The 16,938-nt window shown below is 67.8% G+C and carries 10 protein-coding genes; 5 read left to right on the forward strand and 5 right to left on the reverse strand.

Annotated features, from left to right (window positions below):
* Nucleotides 1-55: 55 nt before the first annotated feature.
* Together IAE24_RS24190 and IAE24_RS24195 are read right to left on the reverse strand one after the other, a co-directional pair.
* Nucleotides 56-1,828, reverse strand: coding sequence for a DUF5691 domain-containing protein (locus tag IAE24_RS24190; RefSeq protein ID WP_199961908.1), 1,773 nt, complete (start codon nt 1,826-1,828; stop codon nt 56-58).
* On the reverse strand, nt 1,825-3,270 hold the full coding sequence (locus IAE24_RS24195) for an SWIM zinc finger family protein (RefSeq protein ID WP_071956466.1): 1,446 nt from the start codon (nt 3,268-3,270) through the stop codon (nt 1,825-1,827). The genes IAE24_RS24190 and IAE24_RS24195 overlap by 4 nt, the downstream gene beginning before the upstream one ends.
* A 477-nt stretch (nt 3,271-3,747) precedes the next feature.
* Here IAE24_RS24195 and IAE24_RS24200 point away from each other — a divergent pair, with 477 nt between their 5' ends.
* Nucleotides 3,748-5,067 (forward strand): putative DNA modification/repair radical SAM protein, encoded by a 1,320-nt coding sequence (locus tag IAE24_RS24200; RefSeq protein ID WP_017404179.1) that lies wholly within the window; start codon nt 3,748-3,750, stop codon nt 5,065-5,067.
* A gap of 15 nt (nt 5,068-5,082) precedes the next feature.
* Nucleotides 5,083-5,922, forward strand: coding sequence for a TIGR03915 family putative DNA repair protein (locus IAE24_RS24205; RefSeq protein ID WP_199961909.1), 840 nt, complete (start codon nt 5,083-5,085; stop codon nt 5,920-5,922).
* Between the two features lie 77 nt (nt 5,923-5,999).
* Here the strand turns inward: IAE24_RS24205 and purL are convergent, their stop codons facing one another.
* Entirely contained in the window at nt 6,000-10,034 is a 4,035-nt protein-coding gene (gene purL / locus IAE24_RS24210; RefSeq protein ID WP_013801515.1) for a phosphoribosylformylglycinamidine synthase, read from the reverse strand.
* Between the two features lie 177 nt (nt 10,035-10,211).
* Here purL and map point away from each other — a divergent pair, with 177 nt between their 5' ends.
* The gene (gene map / locus IAE24_RS24215; protein ID WP_034396030.1) at nt 10,212-11,027 is read left to right on the forward strand and encodes a type I methionyl aminopeptidase; all 816 of its coding nucleotides are present in this window, start codon (nt 10,212-10,214) and stop codon (nt 11,025-11,027) included.
* Between the two features lie 89 nt (nt 11,028-11,116).
* Nucleotides 11,117-13,750, forward strand: coding sequence for a [protein-PII] uridylyltransferase (locus tag IAE24_RS24220; RefSeq protein WP_013801514.1), 2,634 nt, complete (start codon nt 11,117-11,119; stop codon nt 13,748-13,750).
* A 70-nt stretch (nt 13,751-13,820) separates the two neighbouring features.
* Here the strand turns inward: IAE24_RS24220 and IAE24_RS24225 are convergent, their stop codons facing one another.
* Nucleotides 13,821-15,314, reverse strand: coding sequence for a nucleobase:cation symporter-2 family protein (locus tag IAE24_RS24225; RefSeq protein WP_012206653.1), 1,494 nt, complete (start codon nt 15,312-15,314; stop codon nt 13,821-13,823).
* A 289-nt stretch (nt 15,315-15,603) separates the two neighbouring features.
* Entirely contained in the window at nt 15,604-16,143 is a 540-nt protein-coding gene (gene def / locus IAE24_RS24230) for a peptide deformylase (protein WP_199961910.1), read from the reverse strand.
* 289 nt (nt 16,144-16,432) lie between these two features.
* On the opposite strand from def, the gene IAE24_RS24235 reads away from it, so the two are divergent.
* Nucleotides 16,433-16,801 (forward strand): YbaN family protein, encoded by a 369-nt coding sequence (locus IAE24_RS24235; protein WP_049801494.1) that lies wholly within the window; start codon nt 16,433-16,435, stop codon nt 16,799-16,801.
* Nucleotides 16,802-16,938 lie beyond the last annotated feature (137 nt).

Genomic DNA, 16,938 nt, shown 5'->3' on the forward strand with positions numbered 1-16,938 from the left:
AGGGGTAAGGGTTGGATTCGGTTCGGTTCGGGGTATGCGGCAGGACGGGCGCGGCTCAGGCCGGGCCGCGCAGGGCAACAAAGGCCTGGTGCAGGCCCAGGCGCAGATCGACGATGCGCTCCAGATGGCCGCGCATGCGCTCCTCGTCCCAGGGCCGCACGCGGCTGCGTTCGAGGCGCGCCTGCTGCTGGGGCGTGAGGGGAATGCTTGCCGGTGCGGCAACTGCAGCGGCTGTGGCGGCAGCGGTGGCCGTGACTGCTGCCGCAGCTGCCGCAGGTTCGGTTTGCGGCTCGGGCTCAGGCTCGGGCTGCGCATCCAGCACCGAGGGCTTGCGCCACAGTTCGGCAAAGCGCTCCAGCGCGGTCACGTCCAGCATGCGCGCACAGGACAGCAGGGCCTGGTCGGCGCGGTAGCTGTGCCAGTTGCCCGTGATCTGCTTGCCGCCCACGGCCACGTGCAGTGCCTCGGTCAGCCGCGCCGACAGCGCGGGCGAGAGCAGTTCGGCACCGCCCAGCGACTGGGACATGCCCTCGATGGCATCGATGAGCTTGTGCCTGTCGCGCTCGAACTGGGCAATCCAGCGGGACTCGCGTTCCTCGCGGGACAGTCGGGCCATGAGGGCGGGCAGGAGCGCGTCGTGGCGCATGTCGCGGCCCATGGTCTGGGCGGCATCGATCCATTCCACGTCCAGCTGGTACTGCAGGGCCTGCACCCAGCCCTGGCGCAGCGAGGACTTCCAGTCGCTGCGCCGGCTCCACTCCATCACTTCCAGTGGCGTCAGGCCCAGGGCGCGGGTCCAGAAGGACACGGGCGTGAGCTGCACCATCTGCTCCAGCAGCCAGGCCTTCTTGCCGCCACGGTGGTAGGCGTCGGGCTTGAGCGTGATGCCGTCGCGCTCCCATTCCTTGAGGCCTTCTTCGGGAGGCTCCACGATCCACTGGCCCTTGTCGTCCTGCTGCAGCATGGACTGCATCCAGCCCATGACGCGCTGGCTGTGCGCGCTGTCCGGCAGGCACGAGAGCATTTGCGCGGCGTTCTCGCGGATCTCCTTGCTGCGGTCGGACAGCAGTTTTTCGAGCAGCGGCTCATCGTCCATGCCCAGCCCCACGGCCAGGGCCTGGACCAGGGGCAGGCGCTCCTTGGCGCCCAGCTCCTTCAGGCTGCCTTCCAGTCGCGTGCGGGCCTTGGCGGCATCGGTTGCGCGCTCGCTGCGCAGCAGGGCCACGCGCTGCTCCACCGAGCCCTCCTGCCAGACCAGTTCGGGGTCGGCGGTTTCCTCCACGCCGCTGGCATAGCCCCATTGCGGGTTGAGCGTGCCCAGCCAGCGCCCGCGCTCGCCCAGCACGGGGGCCAGCCACTGGCGCAGCTCCACGGACTGGCGGCCCTGCTCCAGCGCAGGCACCAGCAGGTCATGGGGCAGGCGCTGGCCGGCCTGGTCCAGGGTGCGCAGCATGGAGGCCTGCAGCTCGAACGGGCCGTCCTTGAGCACGTCGCCCATCAGGGTGTGCAGGCGCGCATCGGCAGGCGCGGTGCGCGACTCCGCAGGCGCTGCGGCCGGCACGGCCAGCGGTGCCGTCAGGCGCACCTGCGCGCCAGGCTGCCAGCCGGCCCGCTCGAACACGGCCGCCACGGCGCTGGCCCGCAGCAGTTGCTGGGCAGGCGAGTCACCGGCCACGTCAGTGCGGGGCAGCAGCGCGGCCTGCACGGCCTGCTGCGACCCGCTTGCGGACGGGTCCACGCCCGAAGCCAGCGCAGGCGGCACGGCCAGCCGGTCCGAGCCGACCATGGCCGATTGCTGCAGCGCAGCCCAAAGTTGTGCGTTGCTCATACCGGATCACCCTGGTTCTGCCAGATACATTGCTGGGCGGTTTCGCCCTCGCGGGCCTGCCAGGCACTCAGCAGCCGCCAGCGGCCCACGGCCGGGCCGGGCTCCCATTCGCCAAACAGCTGCATGGGCGCACCGCCGCTGAGCGCCAGCAGGCGCCAGGCCTCGGCATCGTCAATCGCCACGGGAACGGGCTGCACTGGCGCCGCCGTGCCAGGGGCGACCGGCGATGCATCCGGCGCCTGGGGCCAGGCCGCGAACCACTGGCCCTGGGCGGGCACCAGCCGCAGCCGGTCCTGGCACAGCGGCTGCGTGGCCTGCAGCGGGTTGGCGGCAATGCGCTGGCCCAGCAGTTGCAGGACGTCGCCCACTGCCGATGTGGCCAGCGGGCTGGCGCCATCGGCAGGCAGCGCAGGCCCGTTGCCATTGGCCGCAATGGCGCGCAGCGGCGCATGGCCCGGATAGAAATTCAGCGCGCAGCCGTAGCGATGGCCCGGCACCCAGGCCGATTCAAAGCCGCGCCCGCCCTGCGCATAGTCCAGCACCAGGGCCATGCGCCCGGTGCGCTGGCCCTGCAGCCAGACGCGCCGCTCCATGAGCCGGCCTTCGCGCTCGATCATGCGCAGGCCGGCCACCAGCCATTCGTCCTCGACCAGCTGGCCCCTGGCCTGCACCTCGGCCTTGTCCATGGGCCAGCCCAGCGCGGCCATCACGTCGGCCTTGACCTCGGGGCTGAGCGATTCGCGGCGGCGAACCGCGTCGATGATCAACTGCCAGTGGCCCAGCTGCACCAGCATGTCGCGCGGCCAGTCGCGGTGGCTGTCCACCAGATCCCTGCAATCCTTGATGCGCGCCGCCATGCCGGTGGCCTGCGCATCGACCATGCGCGCGGCCATGTTGTTCCAGCGCTGGCGCATCTGCGTGTCGCTGGCCTGGTTGGCCAGGCCCGCACGCACCATGTCCTGCATCCACAGCGACAGCTCCTGCAGGCCGGCTTCGACCTTGTCCCAGCGCTTGTCCTCGCGCCTGGCCTGCTGTTTGGCCGCGACCTCGGGATCGGGTGGCGGCTCGGCCGCTGCGGCGGCAGCCTTGGCCTCTTTCTTCTCGGCCTTTTCCTGGCGGCTGTCCAGCCAGGTCTGCACCCAGGCGGGCGGATCAACGCCTTCGGGGACTTGCCCGCCGGCACGCATCAGCATCAGCGCAAGCCCGTGCTTGCAGGGGAATTTGCGGCTGGGGCAAGAGCATTTGAAGGAAGGCCCCGACAGGTCCACCTGGGTCTGGTAGGGCTTGCTGCCACTGCCCTGGCATTCACCCCAGACCGCCACATCATTGGCGCCCATGGCGGGCCATTTGGCGGGCGATTGAAGGCCCTTGGCGGCCTTGCTGGATGAGGCGTCCGGCGACAGCGCCAGCACTTCGCTCTCTGTTCCTAATACACGCGACACCGAAGCTCCCTCTCCAAGTGTTTGTCATCGCCGGGCGCATTGAATGAAACGGCACTGCCCGGCAAACCCGAAAGCCTATCAGCAATAGTTATCGGCAATTTGAAACAATTCACAACAACACCCAACCTCTCTCCCATGAATGGGGAACCCCATGGCGCGCAGTCAGCGGCGCTATATCAGCGTGTGCATTGATGGCACCAAGCCATGCCAGCCTTCACGCATTGCGAAAGACGCAGAAAACACGCATTCACCATTTCCTGCGATGCACATCGCCACCCATTGAAAGCAAGCACTCATTCCGCACTGAAAACGGTTTCATTCCATTGCACTGGCATCCATTGCAATCCGCTGGCCATTGCGATATCCCGACGGTGCGCTCGACCCGCAGCCAGGCAAGGCCGGACCAGACCCTGGCTGGGGGATGGGCTCTCAGGAAACCGGACGTGCCAGGCAAATATACTGTATATTTATACAGCCATGGAGCTGCAACGCAAACTTTTCATCCTCGCCGACGCCGCCAAGTACGACGCCAGCTGCGCCTCCAGCGGATCGCAGGGGCGCGACTCGCTGGACGGCAAGGGCATGGGCTCGGTCACCGGCATGGGCATCTGCCACAGCTATGCGCCCGACGGGCGCTGCATCTCGCTGCTCAAGATCCTGCTGACCAATGTCTGCATCTTCGACTGCCGCTACTGCATCAACCGCAAGAGCTCCAACGTGCAGCGCGCCCGCTTCACGGTGGCCGAGGTGGTGCAGCTGACGCTGGACTTCTACCGGCGCAACTGCATCGAGGGGCTGTTCCTGTCCAGCGGCATCATCCGTTCCAGCGACTACACCATGGAGCAACTGGTGGAAGTGGCGCGCCGCCTGCGCGAGGAGCATGACTTTCGCGGCTACATCCACCTCAAGACCATCCCGGATGCCGCGCCCGAATTGCTGGCCCAGGCAGGCCGCCATGCCGACCGCCTGAGCATCAATGTGGAACTGCCCACGGCCAGCGGCCTGGCGCAGTTCGCGCCTGAAAAGGATGGGCAGCGCATACGCCAGGCCATGCAGGGCGTGGACCGGCATGTGCAGGCCTGGCGCGCGGCCACGCGCGAGCAGCGCCAGGCGCAGTCCCTGCCCGGCGCGCCCGCGCAGCGCGCCGCCGTGCCGCGCTTTGCGCCGGGCGGGCAGAGCACGCAGATGATCGTGGGCGCCGACCGCGCAACCGATGCCGACATCCTCGAATCCAGCCACACGCTGTATGCGGGCTACGGCCTGCGCCGCGTGTACTACTCGGCCTTCAGCCCCATTCCCGATGCCTCGCGCGATCTACCGCCGCAGGCGCCGCCCCTCATGCGCGAGCACCGGCTCTACCAGGCCGACTGGCTGATGCGCTTTTACGGCTACGGGGCGGGCGAGATCGCGGCGGCCAGCCGCCACGGCATGCTGGACCTGGAGATCGACCCCAAGCTGGCCTGGGCACTGGCCAACCGACAGCAGTTCCCCGTGGACCTCAACCGTGCGCCGCGCAGCCTGCTGCTGCGTGTGCCGGGCCTGGGCACGCAGACGGTGGACCGCCTGCTGGCGGCGCGCCGCGTGCGCAGGCTGCGGCTGGACGACCTGCTGCGGCTGCGCGCCCCCGTGCAAAAGGCCCTGCCCTTCGTGCTGATCGACGGCCACCGCCCCCTGCTGGGCGAGACCGACTCGGCCGCGCTGCGCACGCGGCTGATCGCGCAGTCGCAGGCCAGCCAGGCCCAGGCGCGGCACAGCGGCATGCGCGTGCAAAGCGCACTGCAGGCCAGCCTGTTCTAGAACCTGGAGCACGCCATGCACGGACAGGCCCTCACCATCGAACTCGACAGCCCCGACGACTGGCCCGGCTTTCGCGCAGCCTGCAGGGCGCTGCTGGCCCATGGCGCCGACCCCGCCCTGGTGCGCTGGCGGTGGCCCGACACGCGGGGTGCGCAGCCACTCGGCGCGGGGGTGGACCTGTTTTCCAGCGCGCCGCAGCAGGCCATGCCCGCCTCGGCACTCGCCGGGCTGGCCGGCCCCGGCGAGGCAGGGCTGTCCCTGTCGGACACCCAGATGTCCGCGCTGCGCCATGCCTGCATGCACCGCGCGGCGGGCCGCTTCGAGCTATGCCACCGATGGCTGGCGCGCATGCAGGCCCGGCCCGAACTGCGGCTGGATGCGCTGGATGCGGACTGGCGCGCCATCGAGGCCCTGGCCCGCCCCGTCTCGCGCGAGATCCACAAGATGCACGCCTTTGTGCGCTTTCGGACCACGCAGCGACCGGACCAGCCCGAGCTGCACATTGCCTGGTTCGAGCCCGAGCACCACATCGTGCGCGCGGCAGCGCCCTTCTTCTGCAAGCGCTTTGCCAACATGCACTGGGCCATCCTCACGCCGCAATGCAGCGCGCACTGGGACGGCCATGCGCTGCGCCTGGCGCCCGGCGCGCGCCGCAGCGATGCCCCGCCAGCCGACGCGGGCGAGGCCCTGTGGCTGACCTACTACGCCAGCACCTTCAACCCGGCACGCCTGAAGGAGCAGGCCATGCTGCGCGAGATGCCACGCCGCTACTGGCACAACCTGCCCGAGACGGTGCTGATCTCCACCCTGGTCCAGCAGGCCCGCGCACGAACGGCGCAGATGCTGGCGCCGTAACGGCAGCCGCCAAAAAGAAACAGAAAAAGAAAAGGCCCCGAAGGGCCTTTGTCTGCTTTGCAGCGTCGCTCAGTGCATCAACCCAGCCACTTGCGGGCGTTGCGCCACACGCGCATCCAGGGGCTGAATTCCGACTTGTCGCCGTTGGTCCAGCTCATCTGCACGTTGCGGAACACGCGCTCGGGGTGGGGCATCATGGCCGTGAAGCGGCCGTCGGCCGTGGTCACTGCCGTCAGGCCGCCGGCCGATCCATTGGGATTGAACGGGTACTGCTCGGTGGCCTTGCCGTGGTTGTCCACATAGCGCATGGAGGCGATGGCCTTGTCCGCATTGCCGCGGAAGCGGAAGTTGGCAAAGCCTTCGCCGTGGGCCACGGCGATGGGCAGGCGGCTGCCGGCCATGCCCTGCAGGAACAGGCTGGGCGACTCCAGCACTTCCACCATGGACAGGCGCGCCTCGAAGCGGTTGCTCTGGTTCTGCGTGAAACGCGGCCAGTCCTGGGCACCGGGAATGATGTCAGCCAGCTCGGCAAACATCTGGCAGCCGTTGCACACGCCCAGGCCGAAGGTATCGCTGCGGCCGAAGAACTGCTGGAACTGCGCGGACAGGCTGTCGTTGAAGGTGATGGAGCGCGCCCAGCCGATGCCGGCGCCCAGCGTGTCGCCGTAGCTGAAGCCGCCGCAGGCCACCACTCCGGCGAAGTCCTGCAACTGCGCGCGGCCGCTTTGCAGGTCGGTCATGTGCACGTCCACCGCGTCGAAGCCGGCCTCGGTGAAGGCGTAGGCCATTTCCACATGGGAGTTCACGCCCTGCTCGCGCAGCACGGCCACGCGGGGGCGCGCGCCCAGGTTCAGGAAGGGTGCGGCGGGGTTCTCGGCCGGGTCGAACGTCAGGTGCAGGTGCATGCCCGGGTCGGCAGGCTCGCCGGCTGCGGCGTGCTCGCTGTCGGCGCAGGCCGGGTTGTCGCGCTGCTGGGCAATCTTCCAGCTGACGGCATCCCAGACCTGGTGCAGGTCGCTGAGCGAGGCGCCGAAGACGGACTTGGCATCGCGCCAGACCTGCAGCTCGCCCTTGCCCGCATCGACCTTGGACGAGACGGGGCGCGTCTTGCCGATGATGTGGCTGCAGGTGGACAGGCCATGCTCGCGCAGGGTCTGCAGCACGGCGGCGCGGTCGGCGGTGCGGATCTGCAGCACGGCGCCCAGCTCTTCGTTGAACAGCGCGCGCAGCGTCATGTCATCGCGGCGGCCGCTGATCTGGGAGGCCCAGTTCTTGCCTTCGCCCGAGTCCATGCGGCTGTCGCTGATGCCGTCGCCTTCGGTGACCAGCATGTCCACGTTGATGGCCACGCCCACATGGCCGGCGAAGGCCATCTCGGCCACGGTGGCCAGCAGGCCGCCGTCGCCCTTGTCGTGGTAGGCCAGGATCTGGCCCTTGGCGCGCAGGTCGTTGACGGCATCGACCAGGGCGATCAGGTCCTTGGCGTCATCGAGGTCAGGGGTTTCATTGCCGGACTGGCCCAGCACCTGGCCCAGGATGGAGCCGCCCATGCGCATCTTGCCGCGGCCCAGGTCCACCAGGACCAGGGTGCTGTCGTCTTCCGAGGCGTCCAGCTGGGGCGTGAGCGTGCCGCGCACATCGTCGATGGAGGCGAAGCCCGTGATGATCAGGCTGACGGGCGAGGTCACCTTCTTGACCTGGCCGCCCTCGTTCCACTGGGTGCGCATGGACAGGCTGTCCTTGCCCACGGGGATCGAGATGTCCAGCTGCGGGCACAGCTCCATGCCCACGGCCTTGACGGTGGCGTAGAGCGCCGCGTCTTCGCCGGGCTCGCCGCAGGCGGCCATCCAGTTGGCCGACATCTTGACCTTGGACAGCTCGATGGGCGCGGCCAGCATGTTGGTGATGGCCTCGGCCACGGCCATGCGTCCCGACGCCGGGGCGTTGATGGAGGCCAGCGGCGTGCGCTCGCCCATGGCCATGGCCTCACCCTTGAAGCCACGGTAGTCGGCCAGGGTCACGGCCACGTCGGCCACGGGCACCTGCCAGGGACCGACCATCTGGTCGCGGTGCGTGAGACCGCCCACGGCGCGGTCGCCAATGGTGATCAGGAAGCGCTTGGAGGCCACGGTGGGGTGGGCCAGCACGTCGATCACGGCCTTTTCCAGCGGCACGCCGGTCAGGTCCATGGGCGGCAGCTCGCGCTGCACGGTGGCCACGTCGCGGTGCATCTTGGGCGGCTTGCCCAGCAGCACGTTCATGGGCATGTCCACGGGGAACTTCTGGTCGCCCGAGGCCACCGCCGTGTCCTCCAGCACCAGCTGGCGTTCTTCCGTGGCCGTGCCGATCACGGCAAACGGGCAGCGCTCGCGCTCGCAGAAGGCCGTGAACTCGGCCAGCGATTCGGGAGCGATGGCCATCACATAGCGTTCCTGGCTTTCGTTCGACCAGATTTCCTTGGGCGCCAGGCCGGATTCCTCCAGGTTGACGGCGCGCAGGTCAAAGCGCGCGCCACGGCCCGCATCGTTGGTCAGCTCGGGGAAGGCATTGGACAGGCCGCCGGCACCCACGTCGTGGATGGCCAGGATGGGGTTCTTGTCGCCCTGGGCCCAGCAGTGGTTGATGACTTCCTGGGCACGGCGCTCGATCTCGGGATTGCCGCGCTGCACGGAGTCGAAGTCCAGCTCGGCCGCGTTCGTGCCGCTGGCCATGGAGCTGGCAGCGCCGCCGCCCATGCCGATGCGCATGCCGGGGCCGCCCAGCTGGATCAGCAGGGTGCCGGCGGGGAACTCGATCTTCTGAGTCAGCTCGGAGTCGATCACGCCCAGGCCGCCCGCGATCATGATGGGCTTGTGGTAGCCGCGCATCACGGCATCGGCACCGACGCCGACCTGCTGCTCGTACTCGCGGAAATAGCCGGTCAGGTTGGGACGGCCGAATTCGTTGTTGAAGGCCGCGCCACCGAGCGGGCCCTCAATCATGATCTGCAGCGGGCTGGCGATGTGCTCGGGCTTGCCCACTTCGCTGCCCCACAGCTTGGAGACCGTGAAGCCCGACAGGCCGGCCTTGGGCTTGGAGCCGCGGCCCGTGGCGCCCTCGTCGCGGATCTCGCCGCCCGCGCCGGTCGATGCGCCGGGGAAAGGGGAGATGGCCGTGGGGTGGTTGTGCGTCTCCACCTTCATCAGCACGTGGTTGACGGCCTGCTTCTTCTGGTAGCTGGGCGCCTTGATCTTGTCCAGGGCCGCCTCGAAGGTGGCGACGAAGCGCTCGACCTCATGGCCTTCCATGATGGAGGCGTTGTCCGAGTAGGCCACCACCGTGTGCTGGGGCGAGACCTGGTGCGTGTTGCGGATCATGCCGAACAGGCTCTTGTCCTGGGCCTCGCCGTCGATGGTGAACTGGGCGTTGAAGATCTTGTGGCGGCAGTGCTCGCTGTTGGCCTGCGCGAACATCATCAGCTCCACGTCCGTGGGATTGCGCTTGAGGCCCTTGAAGGCATCGACCAGGTAGTCGATCTCGTCGTCGGCCAGGGCCAGGCCCCATTGGCGGTTGGCAGTCTCCAGCGCGGCGCGGCCGCCGCCCAGCACATCGACGAACTCCATGGGAGCGGCGTCCAGGGCGGAGAACAGTTGCTCGGCCTCGGCGCGCGTGGCGAAGACCGACTCGGTCATGCGGTCGTGCAGCAAGGCGGCGATCCGTGCAGTCTGCTCGGCCGAAAGTTCAGGCGCGCTGCCCAGCACATTGCTCAGCAGGCCGGTCTTGAAGGCGATGCGGTATTCGGTGATGCGCTCCACGCGGAACACGCCCAGGCCGCAGTTGCGGGCAATGTCCGTGGCCTTGGAGGCCCAGGGGGAGATCGTTCCCAGGCGCGGAGTGACCACCAGGGCGGCACCGTCGGCCGGGCCTTCATAGGGGTCTCCATAGGTCAAGAGCGCCTGGAGGCGCTCTTGCAATGCGGGCGTGGGTGCGGCGTCCGTGGCCACCAGGTGCACGAAGCGCGCGGCAATGCCGGTGATTTTGGGATGGATGGAGACCAGTTCGGTCAGGAGCTGCTGGGCGCGGAACGAGCTGAGAGCGTTTCCACCCTCCAACTGTGTCAGATGCAAGGTCACGTGGCGGCCTGTTGGGTGAGGAGGCTTGTGAAAAGCGCCCTGCGGCCCCGCCCTCCGGGGGCTGGCTGCAAGGCGCTGAATCGGTGAGGCCGCTATTTTACCGGGCTGAGCCGTCCCGATGGCGACAGCCACCCCTTACCCCTGCACGCCCGAAGGCGCAATGGGATAATTGCGGGCATGAGCATCACCATCAAGAGCGCTGAAGACATCGCAGCCATGCGCGTGGCCTGCCGCCTGGCTTCGGAAGTGCTGGACTACATCACCCCCCACATCAAGCCCGGCATCACCACGGCCGAGATCGACCGCCTGGGCGCCGAATGCATGGCGCAGCAGGGCACGGTCTCCGCCACCATCGGCTACCAGCCGCCCGGCTACCCTCCCTACCCCGGACACCTGTGCACCTCGGTCAACCATGTGGTCTGCCACGGCATTCCCAATGACAAGCCGCTCAAGAAGGGCGACATCGTCAATGTGGACGTCACGGTCATCACCAAGGACGGCTGGTACGGCGACAACAGCCGCATGTTCATGATCGGAGAGTGCTCCATCGCAGCCAAGCGCCTGTCGGCACTGACCTTCGACGCCATGTGGCTGGGCATCCAGCAGGTCAGGCCCGGCGCCACGCTGGGCGACATCGGCAACGCCATCCAGACCTTTGCCGAAGGCCACGGCCTGTCGGTGGTGCGCGAGTTCTGCGGCCACGGCATCGGCCAGAAGTTCCACGAAGAGCCCCAGATCCTGCACTACGGTCGCCCTGGAACGGGCACCGTGCTGGAAGAAGGCATGGTCTTCACCGTCGAGCCCATGCTCAACCTGGGCAAGCGCGAGATCAAGGAGCTGGGCAAGGACGGCTGGACCATCGTGACCAAGGACCACAGCCTCTCGGCCCAGTGGGAACACACCCTGGTGGTGACCAAGACCGGCTACGAAGTCATGACCCTGTCGGCCGGCTCGCCCGCGCTGCCCCCCTTCGTTACCACTACGAGCTGCTGAGGCTCGGCATGTTTCTTGCGTGATGCGCAGGCAAAATGGCATGGCGTCCGGGGCACCCGCTCCCGGCGCCTTCCCTGCCCTCGCCGCGCATGAAACAGACCACTGACCACACTCCTTCCCACGCTGCGCCCTCTGCCCCGGACTCGCTGGAGCAGTTGCGCGTGCAGTACGCCCGGGATCGCGGGCGCTGGATAGGCTCGCTGCTGGCGCCCACCATGGGCCGGCGCGGCGTGCGCCTGGTGCTGCAGCACCTGAGCGATCTGGCCGACACGCTGCTGCGCGCGCTGTGGCATCGTGCCGGCATGCCGCCCGAGGCCTGCCTGGCCGCCGTGGGCGGCTTCGGGCGCGCCCAGCTGTTTCCCTATTCCGACATCGACGTGCTGGTGCTGCTGCCAGCCGCCGGCACGGCAGATGCCGAGCTGGCCTCGCGCATCGAGAAATTCATCGGCAGTTGCTGGGACGCGGGCCTGGAGATCGGCTCCAGCGTGCGCACGCTGGCCGAATGCCTGGAGGAATCCGAGCGCGACCTGACGGTGCAGACCGCCCTGCTCGAATCACGCCGCATCTGCGGCAGCGAGCCGCTGTTCGCCGAGTTCCAGACGCGCTACCAGGCCCAGATGAATGCGCACGCCTTTCTGTCCGGCAAGCTGCTGGAAATGCGCCAGCGCCACAACAAGTACGAGAGCACGCCCTACTCGCTGGAGCCCAACTGCAAGGAATCGCCCGGCGGCCTGCGCGATCTGCACACCATGATCTGGCTGGCCCGTGCCGCAGGCCTGGGCAGCAGCTGGCAGGCCCTGGCCGGCAAGGGGCTGATCACCGATTTCGAGCGCCGGCAGCTCGAGGACAACGAAGCCCTGCTGAGCCTGATACGGGCTCGCCTGCATGCGGTGGCGGGCCGGCATGAGGACCGCCTGGTCTTCGACCAGCAGACCGCCGTGGCCGAGGCCTTTGGCTACCGCTCCACCTCGGCCGAGGGGCGCAAGCTGGCCATGCGCGCCAGCGAGACGCTGATGCGCCACTACTACTGGGCGGCCAAGGCCGTGACCCAGCTGTGCCAGATCCTGCGGCTGAACATCGAGGAGCGGCTGAACCCGCGCCCCACGCCGCGCATCCGGCTGAACTCGCGCTTCTACGAGAAGGCCGGCACTATCGAGGTGGCCAGCGACGATCTCTACGAGCGCGAGCCGCACGCCATCCTCGAAACCTTCCTGATGTACGAGACCCATGTGGGCCTCACCGACCTGTCGGCGCGCACGCTGCGCGCGCTGTACGGCGCGCGGGACCTGATGGATGCGGCCTTCCGGCGCGACCCGGTCAACCGCGCCACCTTCATGAAGATCCTGCAGCAGCCCAGCGGCATCACGCACGCCATGCGGCTGATGAACCAGACCTCGGTGCTGGGGCGCTACCTGTGGCCGTTCCGGCGCATCGTGGGCCAGATGCAGCATGACCTGTTCCACGTCTACACGGTGGACCAGCACATCCTCATGGTGCTGCGCAATGTGCGGCGCTTTTTCATGGCCGAGCATGCGCATGAGTACCCGTTCTGCTCCCAACTGGCCAGCGGCTGGGACAAGCCCTGGCTGCTGTACGTGGCCGCGCTGTTCCACGACATCGGCAAGGGCCGCGGCGGCGACCACTCCATCATCGGCGCCGTGGAGGCCAAGCGCTTTTGCCGCGCCCACGGCATTGCGCGCGCCGACGCCGAGCTGATCGAATTCCTCGTGCGCGAGCACCTGACCATGAGCCAGGTCGCGCAAAAGCAGGATCTGTCGGACCCCGAGGTGATCCAGGCCTTTGCCGAGCGCGTGGGCAACGAGCGCAACCTCACGGCCCTGTACCTGCTGACCGTGGCCGACATCCGCGGCACCAGCCCCAAGGTCTGGAGCGCCTGGAAGGGCAAGCTGCTGGAGGACACCTATCGCCTGACCTTGCGCGTCATGGGCGGACGCGCGCCCGATGCAGCCGCCGAAATCGAGGCCCGCCGCCGCGAAGCCCTGGTGCAGCTGGCACTGACAGCCCAGCCCTTCGAATCGCACAAGAAGCTCTGGGACACGCTGGGCGTGGACTATTTCATGCGCCACGAGGCGGCCGACATCGCCTGGCACACGCGCCACCTGTCGCGCCATGTGGGCACCACCCGCCCCGTGGTGCGCGCGCGCCGCTCCCTGGCCGGCGAGGGGCTGCAGGTGCTGGTCTACGCGCCTGACCAGCCCGATCTGTTCGCGCGCATCTGCGGCTACTTCGACCGGGCGGCCTTCTCCATTCTGGATGCGCGCGTGCACACGGCCCACAACAGCTATGCGCTGGACACCTTCCAGGTGGTCGCGCCCGCCATGCAGGAGCAGTACCGCGAGCTGATGCACATGGTCGAGAACGACCTGGTCGCCGCGCTGATGCAGGGCGGGCCGCTGCGCGAGCCATCCCCCCGGCGCCTGTCGCGCCGCGTCAAAAGCTTCCCCTTTGCGCCGCGCGTCACGCTGCAGCCCGACGAGAAAGCCCAGCACTGGCTGCTGTCCATCTCGGCCACGGACCGCGCCGGCCTGCTCTACACCGTGGCGCGCATCCTGGCCCAGCACCACCTGAGCGTGCAATTGGCCAAGGTCAGCACGCTGGGCGAGCGCGTGGAAGACAGCTTTCTGATCGAGGGCGCCGAACTGCAGAACAACCAGCGCCAGCTGCTCATAGAAACCGAGCTGCTGCAGGCCTTGGCGGTCTGAACTTGCGGCGAAAAAAGGCCCGCCCTGTCAACCAGGGCGGGCCTTTTGCATCCAGGCGCGGGTGCGGCCGTCAGTGCATGGCAGCCGCAGGCGCCGACACCGTGGCCACTTCCTTGCCCTCGCGGTCATAGAGCTTGCCATCGACCACCCGGTCGCCATCGGCCAGGGCAGACAGCACGGCCTCGCTGAGCACGCGCTCAGAACCTGCGCCGAACACCGAAGGCTCCTCGGGGTTGCCCTGCTTGAAGTGGTTGAAGACCAGGTTCAACAGCAGCACGGTCACCGCCGTGGAGCTGATGCCCGAATGGAACATGGTGGCGAACCAGTCCGGGAAGTGGTGATAGAAGTCCGGCTTGACCATGGGCAGCACGCCCATGCCGATGGACGCCGCCACGATGATCAGGTTCATGTTGTTGTGATAGTCCACCTTGGCCAGCGTGCGGATGCCGCTGGCCGCCACCGTGCCAAAGAGCACCAGGCCCGCGCCGCCCAGCACCGAGGGCGGCACGCAGGCCACGATGCGCCCCATGATGGGCAGCAGGCCGAAGGCGATCAGGATCAGGCCGCTGAAGGCCACCACATAGCGGCTCTTGATGCCGGTGACCGCGACCAGGCCCACGTTCTGGGCAAAGGCGCTCTGCGTGAACGAGCCGAAGAACGGCGCCACCACGCTGGACAGCATGTCGGCGCGCAGGCCGTCGGCCAGGCGGCGCGAATCCACGCGGGTGCCCACGATGTCGCCCACGGCCAGGATGTCGGCCGAGGTTTCCACCAGCGTCACCAGGATCACGATGGACATGGAAAGCGTCGCCGCCAGGCTGAAGGTCGGCCAGCCGAAGTGCAGCGGCATGGGCACGGCGAACCAGGCACCGCTGCCCACCTCGGAAAAGTCGGACTTGCCGATCATGGCCGCCACCGCTGTGCCGATGACGATGGCCAGCAGGATGGACAGGCGCGAGATCATGGCGTTGCCCAGCTTGCTCAGCGCCAGCACGATGACCAGCGACAGGCCCGCCAGCCCGATGTTGCCCATGCTGCCGTAGTCGGCCGCCTGGGGATTGCCGCCCATGGCCCAGTGGGCCGCCACCGGCATCAGCGACAGGCCGATGATGGTGATCACGCAGCCATTGACCAGCGGCGGAAAAAACCGGGTGAGCTTGGAAAAAATGGGCGCAATGATCAGGCCGAACACCGAGGCAAAGAGCACGGCGCCCAGCACGCCCTGCATGCCGCCGCCCGTGTGCAGGATGCTGACCATGGTGGCCACGCCCGAGAAGGACACGCCCTGCACCAGCGGCAGGCGCGAGCCGAAGAACGGAATGCCCAGCGTCTGCAGCAGCGTGGCCAGCCCGCCCATGAAAAGGCAGGCCGTGATCAGCAGGCCCGTGTCGGCCGCCGACATGCCGGCCGCATTGGCCATGACCAGGGGCACGGCCACGATGCCTCCGTACATGGTCAGCACATGCTGCAAACCATAGAGGGTGTTGGCCGTGAGGCCGAGTTGCTCGTCCTCCGGGCGGATGTCTGTACCCAGGGCCGGCGCATTGCCAGAACTTTTTTCCATCGCTGTCTCCTTGTCCTCTTGTTCACAGAACGCCGGACAAGTACGCGGCAGCCGGATGGCGGCAGGCGCGCCCCCGCGCACCTTTTGCCGCCGACCCGATAGGCCGCGCTCTCCTGCATCCTGCATCGCGAAGCCCGGTGGCTGCTTGGCAGCTCTTGGCGGGCGAACGCACACAATCCCCGCCTTGGCGGGAAGTGCCAATGTACGGCGCCAGCATGGAAAAATTGTCTACCGATTTGTATACAAAGACCTGACCGAAGATCCTTGAATACGGGCAGCGCCCGCCCGCTCAGTCGTCCTCGGCCACGCTGATGCCGGGGAACAGCACATCGGTGAAGCCGAACTGGCTGAAGTCACGCATGCGCATGGGATAGAGCTTTCCCCAGAGGTGATCGCACTCATGCTGGACCACGCGCGCATGAAAGCCATCCACCGTGCGGTCGATGGCATCGCCAAACACATCGAAGCCCGTGTAGCGGATATGGTTCCAGCGCGGCACCATGCCGCGCATGCCGGGTACGGACAGGCAGCCTTCCCAGTCCAGTTGCTCGTCCTCGCCCATGGGCGTGATGACCGGGTTGATGAGCACGGTGCGCGGCACCACGGGCGCTTCGGGGTAGCGCGGATTGGGCAGGCCGGAGCCGAACACCACCATCTGCAGGTCCACGCCAATCTGCGGCGCGGCCAGCCCCGCGCCGTTGGCTGCATGCATGGTGTCCAGCAAATCGCTGAGCAGCAGGTGCAGATCGTCGGTGTCGAATTCGGTCACGGGCTGGGCGACGCGCAGCAGGCGCGGATCGCCCATCTTCAAAATGGTGCGGACAGTCATGGCAGTGCAAGGCTATGCATGTAAATGCGGGTTGCCAAGCATAGCGGCCGCCCGGCTCCCGGCCGCCCCCTGGCCACCTCTTGGCTACCTCTTGGCCGCCATGGCCACAGCGCGCTGGCACAATCGCAGCATGCCCAGCACCGCCAGAGAGTCATCCACCGCGTCCCCAGAGGACCGTGAGGCAGGCGCGCAGCAAATACCCACGGCACAGACCCTGGAGCCAGAGGCCACTGCGCAGGCAGGCACGGCGCCGGCCTTCCATGATGATGACCCCCCTCCCCTGCACCGCATGCCGGCCGCCCCGTTGCGCTGGGCGCTGCAGCTGTTTGCCTGCCTGAGCCTGGCTACGGGCATTGCCGGCATCTTCATTCCAGGATTGCCCACCACGGTGTTCGTGCTCATGGCCGGCTGGGCCGCGGCGCGCAGCTCGCAGCGCATGCACACCTGGCTGTGGCGCCATCGCCTGTTCGGCCCCATGCTGCGCAACTGGGCACGGGGCGGCTGCGTGAGCCGGCGCGCCAAATGGAGCGCCAGTGCCATGATGAGCCTGTGCGCCGTCATACTGCTGTGGACACGCCCGCCCGCCTGGGTGCAGGCCGTGGCGCTGACCTCCATGGGCTGCGTGCTGGTGTGGCTGTGGTTCAGGCCCGAGCCGTGAGAATGAAGGCCTGCAGCCGGCCTTCCTGAAAAAATTCCCCCGAGTTTTCTGTGACGTGTTTTTTACGTCATATAATCTAGGTCTTGTTCCTCAATAGCTCAGTTGGTAGAGCGCCGGACTGTTAATCCGTAGGTCCC

Source organism: Delftia sp. S65, from assembly GCF_016516495.1.
Lineage (GTDB): Bacteria > Pseudomonadota > Gammaproteobacteria > Burkholderiales > Burkholderiaceae_C > Comamonas > Comamonas acidovorans.

What these genes read in the sequence shown, in the direction of transcription:
- IAE24_RS24190 (WP_199961908.1), bottom strand. Translation starts at nt 1,828, where the DNA reads ATGAGCAACGCACAACTTTGGGCTGCGCTGCAGCAATCGGCCATGGTC.
- IAE24_RS24200 (WP_017404179.1), top strand. Translation starts at nt 3,748, where the DNA reads ATGGAGCTGCAACGCAAACTTTTCATCCTCGCCGACGCCGCCAAGTAC.
- IAE24_RS24205 (WP_199961909.1), top strand. Translation starts at nt 5,083, where the DNA reads ATGCACGGACAGGCCCTCACCATCGAACTCGACAGCCCCGACGACTGG.
- map (WP_034396030.1), top strand. Translation starts at nt 10,212, where the DNA reads ATGAGCATCACCATCAAGAGCGCTGAAGACATCGCAGCCATGCGCGTG.
- IAE24_RS24220 (WP_013801514.1), top strand. Translation starts at nt 11,117, where the DNA reads ATGAAACAGACCACTGACCACACTCCTTCCCACGCTGCGCCCTCTGCC.
- IAE24_RS24225 (WP_012206653.1), bottom strand. Translation starts at nt 15,314, where the DNA reads ATGGAAAAAAGTTCTGGCAATGCGCCGGCCCTGGGTACAGACATCCGC.
- def (WP_199961910.1), bottom strand. Translation starts at nt 16,143, where the DNA reads ATGACTGTCCGCACCATTTTGAAGATGGGCGATCCGCGCCTGCTGCGC.
- IAE24_RS24235 (WP_049801494.1), top strand. Translation starts at nt 16,433, where the DNA reads ATGCCGGCCGCCCCGTTGCGCTGGGCGCTGCAGCTGTTTGCCTGCCTG.